Source organism: Oceanobacter kriegii DSM 6294 (assembly GCF_000422845.1).
Lineage (GTDB): Bacteria > Pseudomonadota > Gammaproteobacteria > Pseudomonadales > Oceanobacteraceae > Oceanobacter > Oceanobacter kriegii.
Genome location: NZ_AUGV01000018.1, coordinates 1 through 18,516, shown reverse-complemented (window position 1 = coordinate 18,516; position 18,516 = coordinate 1). Strand labels below are relative to the sequence as shown.

General features: G+C 56.4%; 19 protein-coding genes and 1 pseudogene. 17 read left to right on the top strand and 3 right to left on the bottom strand.

Annotated features, from left to right (window positions below; all coding sequences use genetic code 11):
* Positions 1-441: 441 nt before the first annotated feature.
* The 3 genes from G516_RS0110270 to G516_RS0110260 are packed head-to-tail and all read left to right on the top strand — an operon-like array spanning position 442 to position 3,331.
* The gene (locus tag G516_RS0110270; protein WP_028293579.1) at positions 442-1,494 is read left to right on the top strand and encodes a TRAP transporter substrate-binding protein; all 1,053 of its coding nucleotides are present in this window, start codon (positions 442-444) and stop codon (positions 1,492-1,494) included.
* Positions 1,491-2,012 carry a TRAP transporter small permease gene (locus G516_RS0110265; RefSeq protein WP_051219232.1) on the top strand — a complete coding sequence of 174 codons (522 nt, stop codon included), beginning with the start codon at positions 1,491-1,493 and terminating at the stop codon, positions 2,010-2,012. The genes G516_RS0110270 and G516_RS0110265 overlap by 4 nt, the downstream gene beginning before the upstream one ends.
* On the top strand, positions 2,009-3,331 hold the full coding sequence (locus G516_RS0110260; RefSeq protein ID WP_028293577.1) for a TRAP transporter large permease: 1,323 nt from the start codon (positions 2,009-2,011) through the stop codon (positions 3,329-3,331). Before G516_RS0110265 ends, G516_RS0110260 begins: the two co-directional genes overlap by 4 nt.
* A gap of 77 nt (positions 3,332-3,408) precedes the next feature.
* On the opposite strand, the gene G516_RS0110255 is transcribed toward G516_RS0110260, so the two are convergent.
* The gene (locus G516_RS0110255; protein WP_028293576.1) at positions 3,409-4,338 is read right to left on the bottom strand and encodes a LysR substrate-binding domain-containing protein; all 930 of its coding nucleotides are present in this window, start codon (positions 4,336-4,338) and stop codon (positions 3,409-3,411) included.
* Positions 4,339-4,465: 127 nt separating this feature from the next.
* On the opposite strand from G516_RS0110255, the gene maiA reads away from it, so the two are divergent.
* The 6 genes from maiA (at position 4,466) to G516_RS0110225 (ending at position 10,023) form a co-directional block, all read left to right on the top strand.
* On the top strand, positions 4,466-5,107 hold the full coding sequence (gene maiA / locus G516_RS0110250) for a maleylacetoacetate isomerase (protein ID WP_028293575.1): 642 nt from the start codon (positions 4,466-4,468) through the stop codon (positions 5,105-5,107).
* Between the two features lie 72 nt (positions 5,108-5,179).
* Positions 5,180-6,226, top strand: a complete 1,047-nt coding sequence (locus tag G516_RS0110245; protein ID WP_028293574.1) for a cupin domain-containing protein — start codon at positions 5,180-5,182, stop codon at positions 6,224-6,226.
* A 73-nt stretch (positions 6,227-6,299) separates the two neighbouring features.
* A complete protein-coding gene (locus G516_RS0110240; protein ID WP_028293573.1) occupies positions 6,300-6,998 on the top strand; it encodes a fumarylacetoacetate hydrolase family protein in 699 nt (232 codons plus the stop codon).
* A gap of 155 nt (positions 6,999-7,153) precedes the next feature.
* Positions 7,154-8,155, top strand: coding sequence for a TRAP transporter substrate-binding protein (locus G516_RS0110235; RefSeq protein ID WP_084644991.1), 1,002 nt, complete (start codon positions 7,154-7,156; stop codon positions 8,153-8,155).
* A gap of 63 nt (positions 8,156-8,218) precedes the next feature.
* Positions 8,219-8,749 carry a TRAP transporter small permease gene (locus tag G516_RS0110230; protein ID WP_028293571.1) on the top strand — a complete coding sequence of 177 codons (531 nt, stop codon included), beginning with the start codon at positions 8,219-8,221 and terminating at the stop codon, positions 8,747-8,749.
* Positions 8,749-10,023, top strand: coding sequence for a TRAP transporter large permease (locus G516_RS0110225; protein WP_028293570.1), 1,275 nt, complete (start codon positions 8,749-8,751; stop codon positions 10,021-10,023). The genes G516_RS0110230 and G516_RS0110225 overlap by 1 nt, the downstream gene beginning before the upstream one ends.
* Positions 10,024-10,060: 37 nt before the next feature.
* On the opposite strand, the gene G516_RS21970 is transcribed toward G516_RS0110225, so the two are convergent.
* Positions 10,061-10,984 carry a LysR family transcriptional regulator gene (locus tag G516_RS21970; RefSeq protein ID WP_051219230.1) on the bottom strand — a complete coding sequence of 308 codons (924 nt, stop codon included), beginning with the start codon at positions 10,982-10,984 and terminating at the stop codon, positions 10,061-10,063.
* Positions 10,985-11,166: 182 nt separating this feature from the next.
* Between G516_RS21970 and G516_RS0110215 the strand changes: the two genes are divergently transcribed.
* The 4 genes from G516_RS0110215 to G516_RS21965 all read left to right on the top strand — a co-directional run bounded on the left by G516_RS0110215 (position 11,167) and on the right by G516_RS21965 (position 13,594).
* Positions 11,167-11,880 (top strand): alpha/beta fold hydrolase, encoded by a 714-nt coding sequence (locus G516_RS0110215; protein WP_028293569.1) that lies wholly within the window; start codon positions 11,167-11,169, stop codon positions 11,878-11,880.
* A gap of 65 nt (positions 11,881-11,945) precedes the next feature.
* Complete coding sequence (locus tag G516_RS0110210) at positions 11,946-12,359, top strand: nuclear transport factor 2 family protein (RefSeq protein ID WP_028293568.1); 414 nt, start codon at positions 11,946-11,948, stop codon at positions 12,357-12,359.
* 30 nt (positions 12,360-12,389) lie between these two features.
* On the top strand, positions 12,390-12,752 hold the full coding sequence (locus tag G516_RS0110205) for a protocatechuate 3,4-dioxygenase (RefSeq protein WP_028293567.1): 363 nt from the start codon (positions 12,390-12,392) through the stop codon (positions 12,750-12,752).
* Entirely contained in the window at positions 12,752-13,594 is an 843-nt protein-coding gene (locus G516_RS21965; RefSeq protein ID WP_036535791.1) for a class III extradiol dioxygenase family protein, read from the top strand. Before G516_RS0110205 ends, G516_RS21965 begins: the two co-directional genes overlap by 1 nt.
* A gap of 279 nt (positions 13,595-13,873) precedes the next feature.
* Here the strand turns inward: G516_RS21965 and G516_RS0110195 are convergent, their stop codons facing one another.
* Positions 13,874-14,581 carry a GntR family transcriptional regulator gene (locus G516_RS0110195; protein WP_028293566.1) on the bottom strand — a complete coding sequence of 236 codons (708 nt, stop codon included), beginning with the start codon at positions 14,579-14,581 and terminating at the stop codon, positions 13,874-13,876.
* Positions 14,582-14,819: 238 nt separating this feature from the next.
* On the opposite strand from G516_RS0110195, the gene G516_RS0110190 reads away from it, so the two are divergent.
* From G516_RS0110190 to G516_RS0110175, 4 genes and pseudogenes are all read left to right on the top strand, one after another.
* Positions 14,820-15,890, top strand: a complete 1,071-nt coding sequence (locus tag G516_RS0110190; protein WP_028293565.1) for an aromatic ring-hydroxylating oxygenase subunit alpha — start codon at positions 14,820-14,822, stop codon at positions 15,888-15,890.
* Positions 15,891-15,902: 12 nt separating this feature from the next.
* The gene (locus G516_RS0110185) at positions 15,903-16,871 is read left to right on the top strand and encodes a PDR/VanB family oxidoreductase (protein ID WP_211225094.1); all 969 of its coding nucleotides are present in this window, start codon (positions 15,903-15,905) and stop codon (positions 16,869-16,871) included.
* A 70-nt stretch (positions 16,872-16,941) separates the two neighbouring features.
* Positions 16,942-18,021, top strand: coding sequence for a TRAP transporter substrate-binding protein (locus G516_RS0110180; RefSeq protein WP_245582649.1), 1,080 nt, complete (start codon positions 16,942-16,944; stop codon positions 18,019-18,021).
* 254 nt (positions 18,022-18,275) lie between these two features.
* Positions 18,276-18,516 (top strand): annotated as a pseudogene (locus G516_RS0110175) (IS110 family transposase); the annotation flags it as partial.

Below are 18,516 nucleotides of genomic sequence, written 5' to 3'. Positions count from 1 at the left end.
GTTACGGATATGTCGCTTTGGAATGATCCCGGTCAATGTTCTTATAGCTTGGCTTGCTTCGTTAAAAGCCGGTTAAACCCTTTGATAATGGGGCTTGTAGCGATTTTAACCGCTTATTAACGATGCGTTTTGTAGTCTCAAAGGTGCCGTTTTGAATATGCAACTATGCAAAAAACGAATGGTATCCCTGCTTATTTAATTACCAGCCGTACTTTCATGGTGCTAGCTTGCAGTCCTGAAGTGAGGATTTCGCAATGGGTCTGCGTGCCGCCAGATGGCAGGGTATTTTTTCAATACTCATGTGGGTAGACCTTCCGGAACCTGACGGAAAGCCAGAATCTGTTGCATAAAATAACAGTCCAGAGGTTGTATGATTTTGCCGTAAGTGCCGAAATTGGCCGGGGCAATATCTGACCCATAAAAATAACAAGGTGCAAAACAATGAAACTGAAGAACCTGCTGGTAGCACTGGGTATCACATTGGGCAGCCTGACTGCCGCCACCACCCAGGCCGCTGAACCTGAATTCACTCTGAAGCTGCATCACTTCCTGACGCCACTGTCGCCAACCCATCAGAAGCTGATGGTGCCGTGGGCCGAGAAAGTGATGAAAGAATCTGACGGCCGTATCAAAATCGACATCTACCCGGCCATGCAGCTGGGCGGCAAGCCACCACAGCTGTTCGACCAGGCTCGTAAAGGTGTTGCTGATATCGTCTGGACCGTTGGTGGTTACACCCCGGGTCGTTTCCCGAAAGCCGGTGCTTTCGAACTGCCATTCATGCCGGTAAATGCAGAAGCCACTTCCATGGCACTGCAGGAATACGCCGAGACTGAAATGCAGGACGAGCTGGAAGACGTTCATCTGTTGGCCCTGCACACTCACGCGCCGGGTGCGTTCCACTCCCGTGACACCCTGATCAAGACCGCTGATGACATCGACGGCCTGAAAATGCGTGCGCCAAACAAAGCCATGGCAGAAGCCCTTAGCACTCTGGGTGCAAGCCCTGTGTTCATGCCGGTACCTACGCTGCCAAGCGCACTGTCCAAAGGTGTTGTTGACGTTGCCGTGATGCCTTTCGAGGTGGTTAACCCGCTGAAGATTCACCAGCTGGCGCCTAACCACACCGAAGTGAAGGGCGAGCGTGGTCTGTACACCCAGTTCTTCATGTTCGTGATGAACAAGAAAACCTACAACAAGCTGCCTGCTGACCTGCAGAAAGTGATTGATAACAACTCTGGTATCAACGAAGCCCGTCGCATGGGTTACGAATTCGACCAGGCAGAACTGCCAGGCTACGAAGTGTCCCGTGCCGAGAACAACAAGTTCTACACCATCTCTCCGGAAGAAACCGCCAAGTGGAAGAAAGCCATGCAGCCGGTAACTGACGACTGGATTGAAGACATGAACGACGAAGATCTCGACGGTACTCGTCTGTACAAGAAAGCCAACGATCTGATCAAGAAGTACGAAAAGGTAGTAAGTGAATCATGAATGACATTGCCCTGAACCAGCCTGCGTGGCTGGTACAGGTGCGCGCCATTCTGACATGGCTCGCCCGTCAGCTTGCGCTGGTGGGCGGTGTCATCATGTTGGCCCTAGCCTTCATGACTGTTGTCAGCGTTATCGGTCGCGCCCTGTTTTCAACTGCGATTAGTGGAGACTACGAGCTGGTAGAAGCCGGCTTAGGGATTGCGATCTTTCTGTTTCTGCCCGAAGGCCACCGTGCCTGCGGACACGTGGTGGTGGACGTATTCACCAACAACCTGGCTCCCAAGCCCCTGAAGGTACTGGAGACCGTTGGCGAGTTCTGTTTCTTCGTAGTGTCCTGTGTGATGGCGTGGCAAATGACCATCGCCGGTTACGACGCCTACGACTACATGGAACAGAGCATGATTCTGGAACTGCCGCTGTGGATTGTTTACGCAGCCGGTGTGTTGGCAAGCACCCTGGTGGGCTTGCGCGCTCTGGAACGCCTCATCAGCTTTTTTATGGGGGCAAGTGAAGAATGACTGAGAACGTAGAACTGGCCTTTGGCATGATCGCACTGCTGCTGGTGCTGATGGCCTTCCGTATTCCGATTGCGCTGGCCATGATGGCTTGTGGCGCGCTGGGTTATACCCTGCTGGCGGGTTATGAATCCGTGCTGGACTACTTTGGTACCGTACCGGTGGCCAAGTACTCCACCTACGACCTGTCGGTGGTACCGCTGTTTTTGTTGATGGGTGAACTGGCAACCCGTGCCGGTATTACCAGTGAACTGTTCCGAACCTGTAACACCTGGATCGGTCAGCTGCGTGGCGGTTTGGCGATGGCCTCCGTATCCGGCTGTGCGGCCTTTGGTGCGATTTGTGGTTCCTCTCTGGCCACCGCTTCTACCATGGGTAAAGTGGCGCTGCCGGAAATGAAGAAAGCCAACTACGACGGCGGTCTGTCTGCCGGTGCGCTGGCAGCAGGTGGTACCCTGGGTATCCTGATTCCACCGTCCATGGTACTGATTATTTTCTCGGTACTGACCGAGCAGAACATCGCCAAGATGTTTATTGCGGCCTTTGTGCCGGGCTTCCTGGCCGCCTTTGGTTACCTGCTGGCAATCGCAGTGGTTGTGCGCATGAAGCCGGAAGCAGGCCCTGCCGGTGAAAAAACCAGCTGGGCACAGAAATTCCGCTCCACACTGGATGTATGGCACATCACCATGATCTTCCTGGTGGTACTGGGCGGCATTTACGCCGGTATCTTTACCCCAAGCGAAGCCGCTTCTGTGGGTGTGGTACTGACCGCGGTTCTGGCCTTCACCCACGGTGGTATGCGTTGGGACGGCTTCAAGGAAAGCATCCTGAAAACAGCGGTTTCCACTGCGATGATCTTCTTCATCCTGCTGGGTGCTGACCTGTTCAGTGTGTTTGTGGCCCTGACCCAGCTGCCAGCAGCGGGTGCCGAGTGGATCAGCAACGCCGGTTACTCCCCATACATGGTGCTGACCATCATGCTGATCAGCTACCTGATTCTGGGTTGTTTCATGGACTCGCTGGCAATGATTCTGCTGACCATTCCAATCTACTTCCCGATCATCATGGGCATGGATTTTGGTCTGTCACCAACCGATCTGGGCATCTGGTTCGGCATCATTGCGCTGGTGGTGGTGGAAGTCGGTTTGATTACGCCTCCGGTGGGCATGAACGTGTTCATCATCAAGTCCTTCGACAAGGAACTGAAGATGACCGACGCCTTCCGCGGTGTGATTCCATTCCTGATCTCCGACATCCTGCGGGTGATCCTGATGATCATCTTCCCGGGCATCACGCTCTGGCTGGTGCACCTGATCGGCTGAGCCTGACCTTATAAAAAACCGGACCCTGTGTATGCAGCGTCCGGTTTTTTTGTGGCTGTTTCAAAGACCGAAACGGCTCAGTCCAGATACGTCACTTTCTCGGCTTCCAGCTTGAAGCACTCCAGCAAGCTCTGTAACAGCGCATCGTCTTCCTGATTGTCACGCCAGCACATACCAACACTGCCCTCGGCGTGGGCGATTTCCATCGGCAATTGCACCACCAGACCGCGCTCGGAAAAGTGGCGGGCGACGCGCTCGGAGCTGATCGACAGCATGTTGCTGTAGGTAATCATCCACAGGTTGGCCACCTGTGACGACGATTCCACCCGCATGGGTGCAGGCTTCATGCCGGCGGCGGTCAGGGCGTGATCGAGCTTGGCGCGAATCGGGGTGCCGTCGGGCCAGACAATCCAGTCGTACTCATACAGGTCGCGCCATTGCAGGGCGATCTTCTGGGTCAGGGGATGGTTGGGGCGGGCGACCACAGTCAGACGTTCGTCATACAAAATGGTGCTGCGCAGCCGCTCGCTGGGGCGGTAGTTATCCATCCGGCCAACCACCAGATCGAGCTTGCCCAGCGCCAGCTTTTCCAGCATGGCGTTCATGGTGCCTTCTTCGACATGGATGCGGGCATTGGGGTGCTCGCGCAGGAATCGCATGATGGTGCCAGGCACATAGTTGGGCGCCGCCGCCGGGGAAGTGCCTACCGACAGAATGCGACTGCCGCCCTGAATCAGTGAGTTGAGATCCTGCTGGGTGCGGTCGATTTCCGATTTCATCCGGCGAGCATGGGCAATCATCATACTGCCCAGCGCCGTTGGCTTCAGGCCACGAGCGTGACGCTCGAACAAGGGCGAGCCAATGTCATCTTCCAGATCCCGCAGCCACTTCGACAGGCTCGGCTGGGTGGAGTGTGTGGCGCGGGCGGCATCACTGAGACTGCCGCTTTCAGCCAGCTCAATCAGCAAATCCAGATGTTTGAAACGCAGCTGTTTGGTCCAACTCAAGGTATATCCTTTAGGGTATGGCTCTATCGAAACATATCATTATTCGTTTTATCTCCACTGGTCAATACTGACTCCACTTCCAATACAGCCATCAGCGGCTGCCGGACTGCAACGGAGATAACAACAAATGCAGCTTTACAGTTTCTTCAACAGCTCGACCTCGTTTCGGGTGCGGATTGCCCTGGCCCTGAAAGGCATTCGTTATGACTACCACGGCGTCAATATTCGCGTTGGGGAGCAGCGTCAGCCGGAATACGTTATCCACAATCCGGCCAAAGGCGTACCGACTCTGGTGGAAGACGATGGCACTCTGATCACCCAGTCGCTGGCGATTCTGACCTGGCTGGATGACCGCCACTCTGAGCCACGTCTGATCCCGCAAGATGCCCTGTCGAAAGCCCGCGTGCTGGAGCTGGCCAGTGTGATTGCCTGCGACATGCACCCGGTCAACAACCTCAAGGTGTTGGGCTACCTGACCAACACGCTGAATGTGTCCAACGACGACAAAACCGGTTGGTACAAACACTGGATCAAGGAAGGCTTTGATGCTGCCGAAGCTCTGCTGGCAAAACACGGCCATGGTGTTTGCTGCTTTGGTGACGAGCCAACACTGGCGGACGTCTGTTTGATTCCCCAGGTCGCCAATGCCCAGCGCTTTGGTTGTGATCTGTCGGCCTATTCGCGCATCAATGCCATTTACGAACATTGCATGACGTTGCCTGCTTTCCAGCAAGCGGCGCCAGCCAATCAGCCGGACTTTATGCAGTAAGGCCAGCGCCTGCTGCGGAAAACAAAAATAACAAACGGAGCTGCTGGCCAGCTCCCGAACGAGGACTGACCCATGCAAGAACTCGGAAAGCTGGAAGACTTGCCACTTGAATACCGCGAAGCGCTGACCGAGCGCAATCTGGTGCCGCTATGGCCATCCATGCGCTCGGTGTTGCCGCCCCATGTGCCAACCCGGGATACCTCGGTAATTAACTGGGATTACGAAAGTCTGCGGCCGCTGTTGATGCAAGCCGGTGACCTGACACCGATGGAAAAAGCCGAGCGGCGGGTGCTGATTCTGGCCAACCCGGGTCACGGCCTCGACAACATTCAGGCGACCCCGAGCATTTACCTCGGTATGCAGCTGATTCTGCCGAACGAAACCGCGCCCAACCATCGCCACACCCCCAACGCCGTACGTGTAATTGTGGAAGGCGAGGGTGCCTATACCACGGTCGATGGCGAGCCCTGCAAGATGGAACGTGGCGATCTGATCCTGACGCCGTCCGGCAAGTGGCACGAACACCATCACGAAGGTGATGGCCCGATCGTCTGGCTGGACGTGCTCGACCTGCCACTGATGTATCGCCTCAACAGCTCCTGGGCCATTGAGGGTGAACTGCAAACCGCCAAAGCCAAGCGTGACAAGTCCTATTCCGACTACAGCGCTGCCGGGGTAGTGCCGAATGTGAACATGCAACGCGGCAGCACCGATACGCCGATGATGCGTTACCCATGGTCGAAGACCCGTGCCTGTCTGGTGGAAATGGCCAACGACTACGCCGAGGGGTTGCTGAGCACCCGTTACGTCAATCCGGAAACCGGCCGCAGCCTGTTCCCGAGCATTGGCTTTGGTGCCCTGATGTTGCGTCCGGGTGAAACCGTGCAACTGCCCAAACGTACCACGCCGGTGGTGTTCCACATCATTGAAGGGGCAGGCAGCATGACCGTTGAAGGTCATCCATCCAGTGCTGGAGAGCCGCTGGTGTTTGTTGAAAAAGACACGCTGGCGGCACCGGGTTACACCGACATCACCCTCAGTAATGCCTCTGGCAGTGAGCCGCTGTTCATCATGACCGCCGATGAAGAGCCGCTGCACCAATACCTCGGCATTTTTTAATTCGAACCCCGTAAATAATCACTGTGGTGGCTGACGCCAGAGCCTTCAGCCGCCAGCAAAGGAGATATCCAGCATGACCGATTCCCTGTTGTTTCCAGCCAAGCCGGTTGTCAGCGCGCCCGTCAAAGGCATTGAAGAACGCTTCCCGGTAAACCGTATTTTCTGTGTTGGCCGTAACTATCTGGCCCACGCCGCCGAGATGGGCGTGGCGGTGGATAAAACCACCCAGGAGCCGTTCTACTTCCTGAAAGACGCCAGTGCGCTGGTTGAAACCGGTGCCACCATCGCCTACCCGGCCAAAACCGCCAACTACCACTACGAGATGGAGTTTGTGGTAGCGATCGGTAAGGAAGGCTTCAACGTCGCCGAAGCGGATGCCGACGACCTCGTTTACGGCTATGCCTGTGGTCTTGATATGACCCGTCGTGACTTGCAGCTGAAGGCACGTGAAACCGGTCGTCCATGGGATCTGGGCAAGAACTTCGAAGAGTCTGCGGTATTGGCCCCTATCGTCCGTAAGGAAGAGGTGGGCGTGATCGAAGACGGCAAGATCGAACTGAAAGTCGGCGGCGAAGTGAAGCAGTCTTCCACTTTGAGCCTGCTGATCTGGAACGTCCGTGAAGTGATTGCTCACCTGTCGCAGTTTTACCACTTGCAGCCAGGCGATCTGATTTACACCGGTACGCCGGAAGGTGTTGGCCCAGTGGTCGCTGGTGATGTGATCACCGGATCGATCGACAAGCTTGGCGATATCGAGCTGACCATTAAGTAACGGCCACACAAGTAATAACGGCCACACATGGCCACCCCGTCAGACCCGCGCCAGAGTGAGCTGGCGCTGCTGCTCTTCCGGCCAGTATTCAGGCCAGAAGAGCGGCAAAAGAACAGCGCAATCAAAAACAACAATTACGTGCAAAGGGCTACCCCATGAACCTGACACTCCGTCTCAGCGCATTACCACGAGCTTTCACTCATACCCTGCTGTCGCTTGGCATCATTGGCTCTGCTGCCATGACCAGCGTGACTGCCCAGGCAGAAACCCTGCGAATGGGCATGGTGACGCCGCCAAGCCACATCTGGAACAAAACCTCCGCCCACTTCAATGACAACCTGAAGGACGCGACCGGCGGCAAAACCAAAATCATGATTTTCCCGCTGTCGAAACTGGGCGGCGAGCAACAGATGATCGATCTGCTGCAATCCGGTGGTATCCAGCTGGCGGTACTGACCGCTGGTGTGCTGTCGAACCGTGAAGAATCCATTTCTGGCTGGTTCCTGCCGGGACTGTTTGACGACGTTGCCGATGCGGCCGCAGCGACCCAGAAAGAGCAGGCTCAGCTGATGCTGAAAAAGCTGGAGCAAGACAAACTGGTGGGCCTCGGTTACACCCTGGCGGGCATGCGTCATGTGATTTCGACCCAACCAATGAACACCGTTGCCGATTTTGCCAACAAGAAAGTCCGTTCGTTCCCGAACAAGGTATTCAACGACTGGTGGCAGGGCCTCGATGCGGCACCAACGGCCATGCCGCTGTCGGAAGTGTCCCCGGCACTGACCACCAACCTGCTCGACGCTGTTGATGTCGACCTTGATGTGGTGGTGGGTTTGAAAATGTACCAGCAAGCGCCGGTGCTGACGCTTACCAACCACATGGCTTTCCCTGGCATTGTGGTGGCCTCGAAGAAATGGTGGGACGGTTTGAGCGATGACAAACGCGCGACCGTGATGGCTGCCTTCAAGGACGCCGAACAGTGGGGCTTCAAGCAACAGGAAGCCGCAGAGCTTTCCAATCTGGAAGCGCTCAAGCAAGCCGGAGTGACTGTTACCCGGTTCGATCAGTCTGTGCTGCAGCCGCTGATGAGCAACATCGTTGAGAAGTACACCAACGAGAATGCTGACATCAAAGCCTTCTACGAAGAAAACAAGTAACAGCCCGATGTGATTGCTGGCTGCCGTGCTCCGGTAGCCAGCAATCAACGAAGTGAGGTAGCTATGCTGGCGTTAATCAACAAGCTGGACAGCGGGCTGGGTTGGCTCGAACGGGGTGTGATGATCCTGTTAACCGGCTCAATGACCCTGATTCTCTGTGCCCAGGTGATCCTGCGGTATTTTTTCAATGCGCCGCTGTTTTGGGCTGAAGAAGTCTCGGTACAGCTGCTGATCATGATTTCCTTTATGGGCGTCAGCTATCTGGTGCATCTGGGCAAACTGGTGCGGGTGGATATTCTGATGCTGGCATTCCCGCCGGAAAGCCGGGTGTGGCTGGTGCGGGCACTGGATCTGGTCGGACTGGTGTGTTTTGGCATTCTCAGCTGGTACGCCAGCGAATGGATCAGCCGTCCGGAAGTGCGCGGTGAGGTATCTGCCACCACCAGTATTCCGCTTTGGTACAACTACTCGGTGCTGGTGTTCTCTATTTATTGCATGACCATCCATCAGGCTGTGCGAGTGATCATTCCCGCCGACAGCGAACTGGCCTCCGAGCCTGCCGCTGCACCGGCTACCGCACAGGAGGCTTCCTGATGGCGACGGTTTCTGCGTTTTTTATTGCCCTGCTGGCGGGCCTGCCGATCTTTATCGTACTGCTGTTAGGGACGCTGGTATTTCTGTTTCAGACCGACCTGACCATGCTGATCAGCTCGCTGCCGATCCAGCTGTATGGCTCTCTGAGTCAGAATGGTTTGCTGGCCATCCCGCTGTTTATGCTGGTGGGCGAGTTGATGAACAAGGGCGGCCTGACCTCCCGTTTGATGAACGCCGCTGATGTGTTCGTGGGTGGCTTTCGCGGTGGTATGGCGTACGTGAACCTCACCACCAACGCCATGGCTGCGTCGATCCTGGGCTCTGCCACCGCCCAGATTGCAGTGATGAGCCAGCTGATGATTCCGTCGATGGTGAAGAAGGGCTACAACAAGGAATTCGCCGCGGCGGTGACCATTTCCGGTGGCCTGCTGGGCCCGATTATTCCGCCATCCATGCTGATGATTATTTACGGCGTGGTGGCTTATCAGCCGATTTCCGACCTGTTTATTGCCGGTATCGTGCCGGGTCTGGTGGTGGTGGCCGGTTTTGCCAGCGTGATTTTCCTTACCGGTGTGATCAAGGGCTTGCCGAAAGGCGAGGGCATGGCCCATCGCAATGTCCGCAAGGACTTGTTGGATGGGCTGCTGCCGGGTGCGATTCCGGTCACCGTGATTCTCTGCATCATCAGTGGCGTAATGACGCCCACCGAAGCCGGTGCGATTGCCTCCGTGATGGCTTTCGTGATGGGCTGGAAGGTTTACAAGACCATTGAGCTGAAAGACCTCGGTGCGGTGTTTGCCTCGGTAGCGACCAGCACCGCGACCATTACCGGCCTGATCGCCATGGCCTCGGTATTGGGTTGGGCGCTGTCATTCGAAGGTATCCCCGACATGATGGTGGAGTGGATTGCCGGCCTGACCTCGTCGCCCTGGGTGTTCCTGATGCTGGTTTACCTGCTGGTGATCGTGCTGGGCATGTTCCTCGAAAGCATCGCCGTGATGATTGTGCTGGTGCCGATCATTTTGCCGGCGGCCATCGGCTTTGGCATTAACCCGATTCACTTTGGTGTGGTGATCAGTCTGGCGACATTGGTGGGGCTGGTTACACCGCCGGTGGGTCCGGGACTGTACATCGCCATGGTGTCGGCGGATCTGAAGATGATGCCACTGTTCAAAGCCATGATCCCGTTCCTTATGGCGATGGCCGTCAGCATGTTGCTGATTGCCTTTATTCCCGAGCTGTCGCTCTGGTTGCCATCTGTTTTGCTGAAGTAGCTGTTTAAAGACCGAGCTGAAAACACCGTCAGGCCCTTTAGGAACTTTGGGCACTTTGGGCCTGACGGTCCTGGCCACTGTTCAGCGCCTCGATATCCTCTCTGATCCATTCACACAAGGCCCGCACCCGGGCCAGTTTCTCATTGCGTTTGGGAACGTGCGCCCGATACCAGCGGTCTTGCGGTGGTATGTCTGTCATCAACGCAATCAGGCTGCCGTCTTGCAGTCCGGCACGAGCAATGTAGGCGGGTAAAATAGCCAGCCCCAAACCTTGCTGGGCTCCTAATGTGAGGGTGTAGTTATCGTCGCTGCTGAGTCGCGGTTGCACATCCACATAGACCGGCCCCTTACTGGATTCAAACGCCCAGGTGTTGCCCTGCGGGCTGAACACCAGACAATCGTGGTCGACCAGATCGGCGGGGTGCTTGGGCGAACCTCGCTGGGCCAGATATTCCGGCGAGCCGTACAGGCCGACCATGGTTGGTGCCAGCGGCAGCTGAACCACGCCGTCGTAGTGCGCCAGTCGGCCGCTGATCATCACATCGATGTTTTCTTCCAACGGACTGACCGAACGATCACTCATCAGGGTTTCCACCGTAATGCCCGGATGGGTCGCCATGAAACGGGTGATCGAACGAGACAGGGCGGCCATGGATATGGTGGTCGGTAGCATCAACCGTAAGTGACCTTCCAGCTTGCTGTCGTCGGTGCTGGCGTGTTGCAGCAGCGCCTCAAATTCCGCCAGACACTGGCGTGCAGAAGGCAGCAAACGACTGCCGGCATCGGTTAATTCCAGCGTGCGGGTAGTGCGGTCGAAGAGCCGGTTACCGAGGGTGTTTTCCAGCTGGGCAATGCGTTTGGCGACCACCGAAGGCACCACATGCAGACTGCGGGCGGCGGCGGTGAAATTGCCATGGTTGGAGACGGCCAGAAAGGTTTTCAGGTTGGTCAGGGTATCCATGGTTGCGCCTCCACTGTGTTGCTATTTTTTCCAAATCGAGATTACAGACTGCTCGATTCTGCATTTTTTATTGCAAAAAGGATTAGATAGCATGATGCCATATCCTGCCAAGCAGCGTCATACCGCGGCTTCCTGAAGCCGTTGGCTGACGCTGAATAACAACCATTGATGCTGGAGCTGATATGCCTGCCAATCTGGTTTTCCTGCCCGGCTTGCTGTGTGACCAAACGGTCTGGAGCGAGCAGCTGAACGCGTTCCCCGATAGCCGTTGTCTGGTTGCCGATTACGGCGAACTGGACAGCATTGAGGCGATGGCGCAGCAGGTGCTGGCAACCAGTCCAGAAGAGTTTGTGCTGGTCGGGCATTCGATGGGCGGCCGGGTAGCGCTGGAAGTTGCTCGTTTGGCACCCGAACGGGTAAGCCATCTGGTGCTGCTGGACACCGGTTATCAGGCGCGGTCTGAAGGCAGCGCCGGAGAGCAGGAACGGGCGGGGCGTATGGCGCTGCTGGGGCTGGCGCAAAGCCAGGGAATGCGCGCAGTTGGGGAGAAATGGGTGCAGGGAATGGTGCACCCCGAGCGGCTGGATCAGCCGGAATTTATTGAGTTGATTCTGGCCATGATTGAGGCCAAAACCCCGGCCATTTTTGCCGCCCAGATCCATACTTTGTTAAACCGTCCGGATGCCACGCAGGTATTGCAACAGCTGACTTGCCCAACCTTGTTGATGTGTGGCCGGGAGGACAGCTGGAGCCCGCTGGCGCGTCATCAGGACATGGCGCAATTGTGCCCCACGGCAGAACTGGCGGTGATTGAGCACAGTGGCCATATGAGCACCATGGAACAACCGGCAGCGGTGAATCAGGTGCTGGCCGACTGGCTCACGAGTCATCACTGAAGCCGCCATAAAAATCACTATAACAATAACCACGTAAGCCGCTATCAAGCTGCAGGACATTTGCCATGACAGAGTTCCATCAACAGATAGAAAGCGCCTGTATCCGCGTGGTGCTGGATGCCGTGCATTTCGTCGACAGCCGTCAGTTCGATCGCTTTGCCCGTTGTTTCAGTCAGCAAGGAAGCCTCTATCGGCCTGGTAATTCGGTCCCACTGCAAGGCCATAAGGCCATTGTTGATGCCTACGAAAGCCGTCCTGCTAGCCGGGTTACCCGTCATATTTGCAGCAATATGCGGGTCGATATCCACAGTGCCAACTCAGCCACGGTGCACAGCTATGTGCAGCTGTACGCCAAGGACACCGCGGCGGATGGCCCGGACGAGCAGCCTGTGCTGAAGATTGGTGAGTTCGAGGACGCATGTGTGCTCGAAAATGGCGAATGGCGCATCAGCGAACGCAAGGCCCGCTTCGTTTTGTAAGCGCGCAATTTCCACCCGGAGAATAACCACATGACCGATATCACCACGGATACCCATTGGGGTATCCCGGGCACCTATGTCTTCGATCTGGCATTGTCGCAGCAGGGATATGCCATTAACAAAATGTGTAACTCGTTAAAAACACAGGCAAATCGGGACCTGTATCTGGCCGATGAAGAAGCCTATATGACGGCTTACCAATTGACCGAGGCACAAAAAGACGCCATTCGCCAGCGCGACTGGCTGCGCTTGACCCAACTGGGCGGCAACCTGTTTTTCTTCCTCAAGCTGGCGGCCACTCTGGGCTATGGGTTGTATCAGATTGGTGCCGAAATGCGTGGCGAAAGCTACGAGGCATTCATGCAAACCCGGCGTGTTGCGGGGGCGGTGTAATGGCCAAAATCGTTGCCGGTATCGGCTCCTCCCATGTTCCTTCCATTGGTCGCGCCTACGACCAGCACAAGCAAACCGATCCCGCCTGGCAGCCTCTGTTCGATGGTTACCAGCCGGTGAAGCAATGGCTGGCCGAAGAGGTCAAGGCGGATGTGGTGATTCTGGTTTACAACGACCACGGCACCGAGTTCTTTCTGGACCGCTATCCCACCTTCGCGCTGGGTGTCGCAGACCGTTACCAGATTGCCGATGAAGGCTATGGCAAACGGCCATTGCCCGAGTTTGAAGGTCACGCCGCGTTTTCACGTCATCTGGCCAATCAGCTGGTGGCCGATGAGTTTGATCTGACCCTGTGTCAGGAAATGGCACTCGATCACGGCTTTTTAACCGCTATGCCGCTGTTGTGGCAGCACAGTGACAACGACTGGCCGGTGAAGGTGGTGCCCTTGCTGGTGAACGTGATCCAGCATCCGCTGCCCAGTGGTCGCCGCTGTTACAAGCTGGGACAAGCCCTGAAGCGGGCGATAGAAAGCTGGCCCGAGGATTTGCGGGTCGCGATTGTCGGCACCGGAGGTTTATCCCATCAGCTTAACGGCGAACGCTTTGGCTTTATCAACGAGCAGTGGGATCAGCAATGGATGCAACGAATCCAGACCGAGCCCGAAGCGCTGGCCGATTTATCGCACAAGGAGGTGATGACGGCCGCCGGTGCAGAAGGTGGCGAAGTCATCATGTGGTTGGTGATGCGCGGTGCCATGGCGGCTCAGGTTGAAGAGGTGCATCGCTTTTATTACGCCCCCATGACCACCGGGATTGGCTTGCTGGCGCTGCAAAACGGTTAAGGACCCTCTGAATAACTCTGCACAGCTCTGCGCGAGTCCTGCAGGTTGTCAGAACAAGGCGGCGAATGCAGCGGAATGGCTGGCCCTTTCCAAATTCGCCAACACCGTTCTGGCGGGCTGCAGGCCGCGCCCTGCGGGGATACCAGGGCATTGCTGACTCTGTGTCGCTGATTTTTGACTTGACCCGTCAAGCCTGCAAACCAGCTTCGTGATTCAGCTTCGCCCTGTCATCCAGAGCGGGCACCGAGTTATTCAGAGGGTCCTTAAGCCGCCGAACGCTTAGCGGCGAATCAGCTTGCTTTGTTCGCCATCGGAGTCGTCGGCTGCGTATTCGTTGGCATAGCCCAGGGTGGCGTTGGCGTGCTCTCGCATCAGGCCTTCGGCGCGTGCGCCCTGGCCTCGGGCGAGGGCATCCACCACCGCATGATGCTGCAAGTGGGCGTAGTAGAAACGGCGAAATTCCCGTTCCGGCTTGCCGGGGTCGACCGCCAGGGCGGTGACGGATGCAAACGGCAGGTGCTGATTGCGGGCCAGCGCTGCTTCAATGGCCGGGTTGTGGCTGGCCTTGATCAGGGTCTCATGAAACAGGCAGTTAACGTCGTGGTAGGTCTCGAAGTCTTCGTCGGTCAGGTAGCCTTTGGCAAACAGCGCATCGCCGTCTTTCAGGCACTGGCTGAGCGTTGGCAGCACGTTTGGATCCAATCCGCGTTCCACCGCTTGTCGTGCGGCCAAACCTTCCAGCACCCCACGGACTTCAATCGCGCCGGTGATCTCTTCATGGGAGGTTTCCCGCACGGTATAGCCACGGCCAGTTTTGATCAGAAAGCCTTCCTGCTCCAGCTCCTTGAAGGCAATGCGCACCGGCATCCGCGAGACGCCCAGCGACTCGGCGGTGGGGATCTCGGCCAGCCGTTGGCCACCTTTGAGAATGCCGTCGGCAATTTGTTTGCGCAGGGTAACCAGTACCTGTTTGCCGGTAGAAGCCATGACGATGGAAGTCCTTGGGTCAGCGTTGTTGTTATTGGATCCCGATTGTATGTCAGCCGCTCAAAAATTGCCTGTATGGCGCGGTTTTGAATGTTTTTGGATCCCAAAAAATACCTAAAATGGATCCAATTGAGCCAATAAAACCAAATTTTGCTGATCTGGATCCATATTTTCTATCTAATTGGATCCAATTGGCGAGCAGAGACAAGCGCCGACAATAACAACAAGAGAGGTCACCATGTTTATCAAGAATGCCTGGTACGTTGCCTGTACCCCGGACGAAATTGAATCCAAGCCGTTGGGCCGCACCATTTGTGGCGAAAAGATGGCCTTTTACCGCGACGAAACCGGCACCGCAGTAGCGGTAGAAGACTTCTGCCCCCACCGTGGTGCGCCGCTGTCGTTGGGCTATGTGGAAGACGGCAAGCTGGTGTGTGGTTACCACGGTCTGGCGATGGGCAGCGACGGCAAGGCCGCCAGCATGCCATTGCAGCGGGTACGTGCTTTCCCGTGTGTGAAGTCGTACGCGGTGATCGAACGTTACGGGTTTATCTGGGTGTGGCCGGGCGAAAAAGCCCTCGCAGACCCGGCTAAAATGCACCACTACGAATGGGCGGAAAGCGACGAGTGGGCCTATGGCGGCGGATTGTACCACATCCACTGTGACTACAAGCTGATGATCGACAACCTGATGGACCTGACCCACGAAACCTACGTGCACTCCACCTCCATTGGCCAAAAGGAAATTGACGAAGCGGCGCCGGAAACCAAAGTGGATGGTGAACAGGTACTGACCCTGCGCGAAATGGAAGGCATCAAGGCACCGCCATTCTGGCAAATGGCCATGCGTGCCAACGACCTCGACCCCGAAGCCAGCGTGGACCGCTGGCAGATCTGCCGGTTTACGCCACCAAGCCACGTCATGATCGACGTGGGTGTCGCACTGGCAGGCAAAGGCGGTATCAACGCCGACCAGAAAGACCGCGCTTCCAGCGTGGTGGTCGATTTTATTACCCCGGAAACCGAAACCTCCCACTGGTATTTCTGGGGCATGGCCCGCAACTTCAAGGCCGACGATGCCGAGCTGACCGCCAGCATCCGTGAGGGGCAGGGCAAGATTTTTGGTGAAGACCTCGAAATGCTGGAACGCCAGCAAGCCAACCTGCTGCAGTGGCCAGAGCGGGAATTGCTGAAGTTGAACATTGACGCCGGTGGCGTACAGTCCCGTCGCATCATCGACCGCCTGTTAGCAGAAGAGCAGCACGCTGACGTGATTGCCTCCGATGCCCAGCGCCGCAACGTGTCGTAACGGGAGCTGGCCATGAGCGATCTGATCGACGTTGAAATCCGTGCTCTTGAGCAGCAATCCGCCCGGGTCACCAGTTACGAGCTGGTGACTCTCGACGGCAAGCCGTTACCCGCCGCCAATGCGGGGGATCATATTGATGTACATATTGCTGTGGATAACGGCGATAACCTGATTCGGCAGTATTCCCTTTGTGCCCAACCGGGAGCGCAAGGCTACCGCATTGGCGTGCAACGGGAAGACGACGGCCAGGGCGGTTCCCGTGCCATTCATGCCCAGTGGCAAGTGGGCACCCGGCTGCAAATCAGCCCACCACGCAATCTGTTTGCGCTGGTCGACGGTGCCAGTCACTCGATTCTGATGGGCGGCGGCATTGGCATTACGCCGGTGTTGTCGATGGCCTGGCAACTGCACCAGCAGGGCCGCTCGTTCGAGCTTCATTACAGCGTGCGGTCACTGGCGGAGGCAGCGTTTATCCGCGAGTTGCAGCAGTCGCCCTTTGTCGAGCGTGTGCATCTGTACATTGCCAACGACGGTGGTCGGGTCGATATGGCCCGGTTGCTGGTGCGTCCGCAGCCGAATACCCATCTGTTTGCCTGTGGCCCGGTGGGGTATATGGACGCCATCTGGCAAACCGCCGACACCATGGGCTGGAACCACAGCAACCTGCACCGCGAATACTTTGATGCCCCGGCCGTTGAAACAACCTCTGATGAAGCGGCATTTACCGTGCGGCTGCACAGCAGCGGTCAGGAATTCGAGATTGCGGCAGACCAATCCATTGCCGCAGTTTTGATGGAAGCGGGGGTCGACGTGCCAGTGTCGTGTGGCAAGGGCATTTGTGGTTCCTGCATGACCCGGGTGGTCGATGGTCAGCCCGAACACCGTGATCTTTATTTGACCGAAGAAGAGCAGGCTTCCAATCAGTGGATCACGCCTTGTTGCTCTCGGTCAGCATCCCCTTTGCTGGTGCTGGATCTCTGATCCGCCCGGCACTGCTCGTAATAACAATAAACCTGTCAACCAAGCGCAATAACTATAAAAAGGCAAAGGTATGAAGATAAAAACCATGATGGCAGTCCTGCCGCCGCGAGCCTCGGCTCTGGCCAAATCCGTCGCAGTCGCCCTGTCGCTGGGCATGGCGTCCCATGCTCTGGCAGCAGAACCGGAAGTTACCCTGAAGCTTCACCATATGTCGCCACCGGCGTCTAACGCCCATAGCAACTTCCTTGAGCCATGGGCCGAAAAGGTGATGAAGGAATCTAACGGCCGTATCAAGATTGATATTTACCCGTCCATGCAACTGGGTGGCAAGCCACCGCAGCTGTTCGACCAAGCACGCAAAGGCGTTGCCGATATTGTCTGGACCGTGGGGGGTTACACGCCGGGCCGTTTCCCCAAAGCCGGTGTGTTTGAACTGCCGTTTATGGCGACCTCTGGCCGGGTCAGCAGCATGGCTTTGCAGCAATACGCCGAGGAGGAAATGCAAGACGAGCTGAAAGACGTTCATCTGCTGGCGCTGCATACCCACTATGCCGGTTCTATTCTGTTACGCGACAAACCCGTAACCAAACTGGAAGACATGGCGGGCCTGAAAGTTCGTGCCCCTAACAAATTGATGGCTGAAGCGCTGGAGCTGGCGGGAGCATCACCGGTTTTCCTGCCGGTGCCGACGCTGCCATCTGCCATTTCCAAAGGCGTGGTGGACTCTGCCTTGCTGGCTTATGAAGTGGTGACGCCGCTGAAAATCCATGAAATGACCCAGTACGCCACCGAGATCACTTCCAAACCGGGCCTGTACACCCAGTTCTTTGTGTTCGCCATGAACAAGGACAGCTACGACAAGCTGCCAAAAGACCTGCAACGGGTGATCGATAACAACTCCGGCATTGAAACCGCCGGCTGGATTGGTCAGGTGTGGGACGACGCCGAAGTGCGTAACCGCAAGACCATGGTGGCCAACGGCAACGTCATCAACCAACTGTCGGAGGCCGAAGTTGCTCGCTGGAAACAAGTGATGCAGCCCGTAACCGACCACTGGATTGAGGAAATGGATGACGAAGGCTTCGACGGTAAACAGCTGTACCAGAAAGCCAACGACCTGATCAGCAAGTACGAGAAAATCGCTGAATAACCGGTGGCATAACACCACAGCAGGGTTTCGCCACCGGCCGACGCACCCGGGTATTGCACCACCCTCGGGCGCTGGCTGGTGGCGAATCTGTTTTGGGTAGGGAATAAGCTATCCGGGAGAGTGGGCCGTTGGTGTATCTGTTTTAAGGTGGGAATTTGTCCGGGAAATGAAATGGACCCGTCCCACCCTAAGCATGTGCCATGATGAAGTTGCACCTACATCAATTCGGCATCCAGAGTAAGTGGGAGGGTCACATGACCAAGCTTAATACGATCGGCATTGATTTGGCCAAACAGGTTTTTCAGGTTCATGTAAATAGCTCAACAGGAAAGAAGCTGATCAGCAAAAAGCTCAAGCGACATCAGCTGTTGGATTTCTTACGGCAGCAACCAACTGCACTGGTCGCGATGGAAGCTTGCTCAGGAGCTCACTACTGGGGACGCTCAATCAAAGCATTAGGACACAAGGTTAGAGTGATCCATCCAACTTATGTGA

Excerpts from the sequence above, each read along its gene's own strand:
- G516_RS0110270 (WP_028293579.1), top strand. The coding sequence starts at position 442 with ATGAAACTGAAGAACCTGCTGGTAGCACTGGGTATCACATTGGGCAGC.
- G516_RS0110265 (WP_051219232.1), top strand. The coding sequence starts at position 1,491 with ATGAATGACATTGCCCTGAACCAGCCTGCGTGGCTGGTACAGGTGCGC.
- G516_RS0110260 (WP_028293577.1), top strand. The coding sequence starts at position 2,009 with ATGACTGAGAACGTAGAACTGGCCTTTGGCATGATCGCACTGCTGCTG.
- maiA (WP_028293575.1), top strand. The coding sequence starts at position 4,466 with ATGCAGCTTTACAGTTTCTTCAACAGCTCGACCTCGTTTCGGGTGCGG.
- G516_RS0110245 (WP_028293574.1), top strand. The coding sequence starts at position 5,180 with ATGCAAGAACTCGGAAAGCTGGAAGACTTGCCACTTGAATACCGCGAA.
- G516_RS0110240 (WP_028293573.1), top strand. The coding sequence starts at position 6,300 with ATGACCGATTCCCTGTTGTTTCCAGCCAAGCCGGTTGTCAGCGCGCCC.
- G516_RS0110235 (WP_084644991.1), top strand. The coding sequence starts at position 7,154 with ATGAACCTGACACTCCGTCTCAGCGCATTACCACGAGCTTTCACTCAT.
- G516_RS0110230 (WP_028293571.1), top strand. The coding sequence starts at position 8,219 with ATGCTGGCGTTAATCAACAAGCTGGACAGCGGGCTGGGTTGGCTCGAA.
- G516_RS0110225 (WP_028293570.1), top strand. The coding sequence starts at position 8,749 with ATGGCGACGGTTTCTGCGTTTTTTATTGCCCTGCTGGCGGGCCTGCCG.
- G516_RS21970 (WP_051219230.1), bottom strand. The coding sequence starts at position 10,984 with ATGGATACCCTGACCAACCTGAAAACCTTTCTGGCCGTCTCCAACCAT.
- G516_RS0110215 (WP_028293569.1), top strand. The coding sequence starts at position 11,167 with ATGCCTGCCAATCTGGTTTTCCTGCCCGGCTTGCTGTGTGACCAAACG.
- G516_RS0110210 (WP_028293568.1), top strand. The coding sequence starts at position 11,946 with ATGACAGAGTTCCATCAACAGATAGAAAGCGCCTGTATCCGCGTGGTG.
- G516_RS0110205 (WP_028293567.1), top strand. The coding sequence starts at position 12,390 with ATGACCGATATCACCACGGATACCCATTGGGGTATCCCGGGCACCTAT.
- G516_RS21965 (WP_036535791.1), top strand. The coding sequence starts at position 12,752 with ATGGCCAAAATCGTTGCCGGTATCGGCTCCTCCCATGTTCCTTCCATT.
- G516_RS0110195 (WP_028293566.1), bottom strand. The coding sequence starts at position 14,581 with ATGGCTTCTACCGGCAAACAGGTACTGGTTACCCTGCGCAAACAAATT.
- G516_RS0110190 (WP_028293565.1), top strand. The coding sequence starts at position 14,820 with ATGTTTATCAAGAATGCCTGGTACGTTGCCTGTACCCCGGACGAAATT.
- G516_RS0110185 (WP_211225094.1), top strand. The coding sequence starts at position 15,903 with ATGAGCGATCTGATCGACGTTGAAATCCGTGCTCTTGAGCAGCAATCC.
- G516_RS0110180 (WP_245582649.1), top strand. The coding sequence starts at position 16,942 with ATGAAGATAAAAACCATGATGGCAGTCCTGCCGCCGCGAGCCTCGGCT.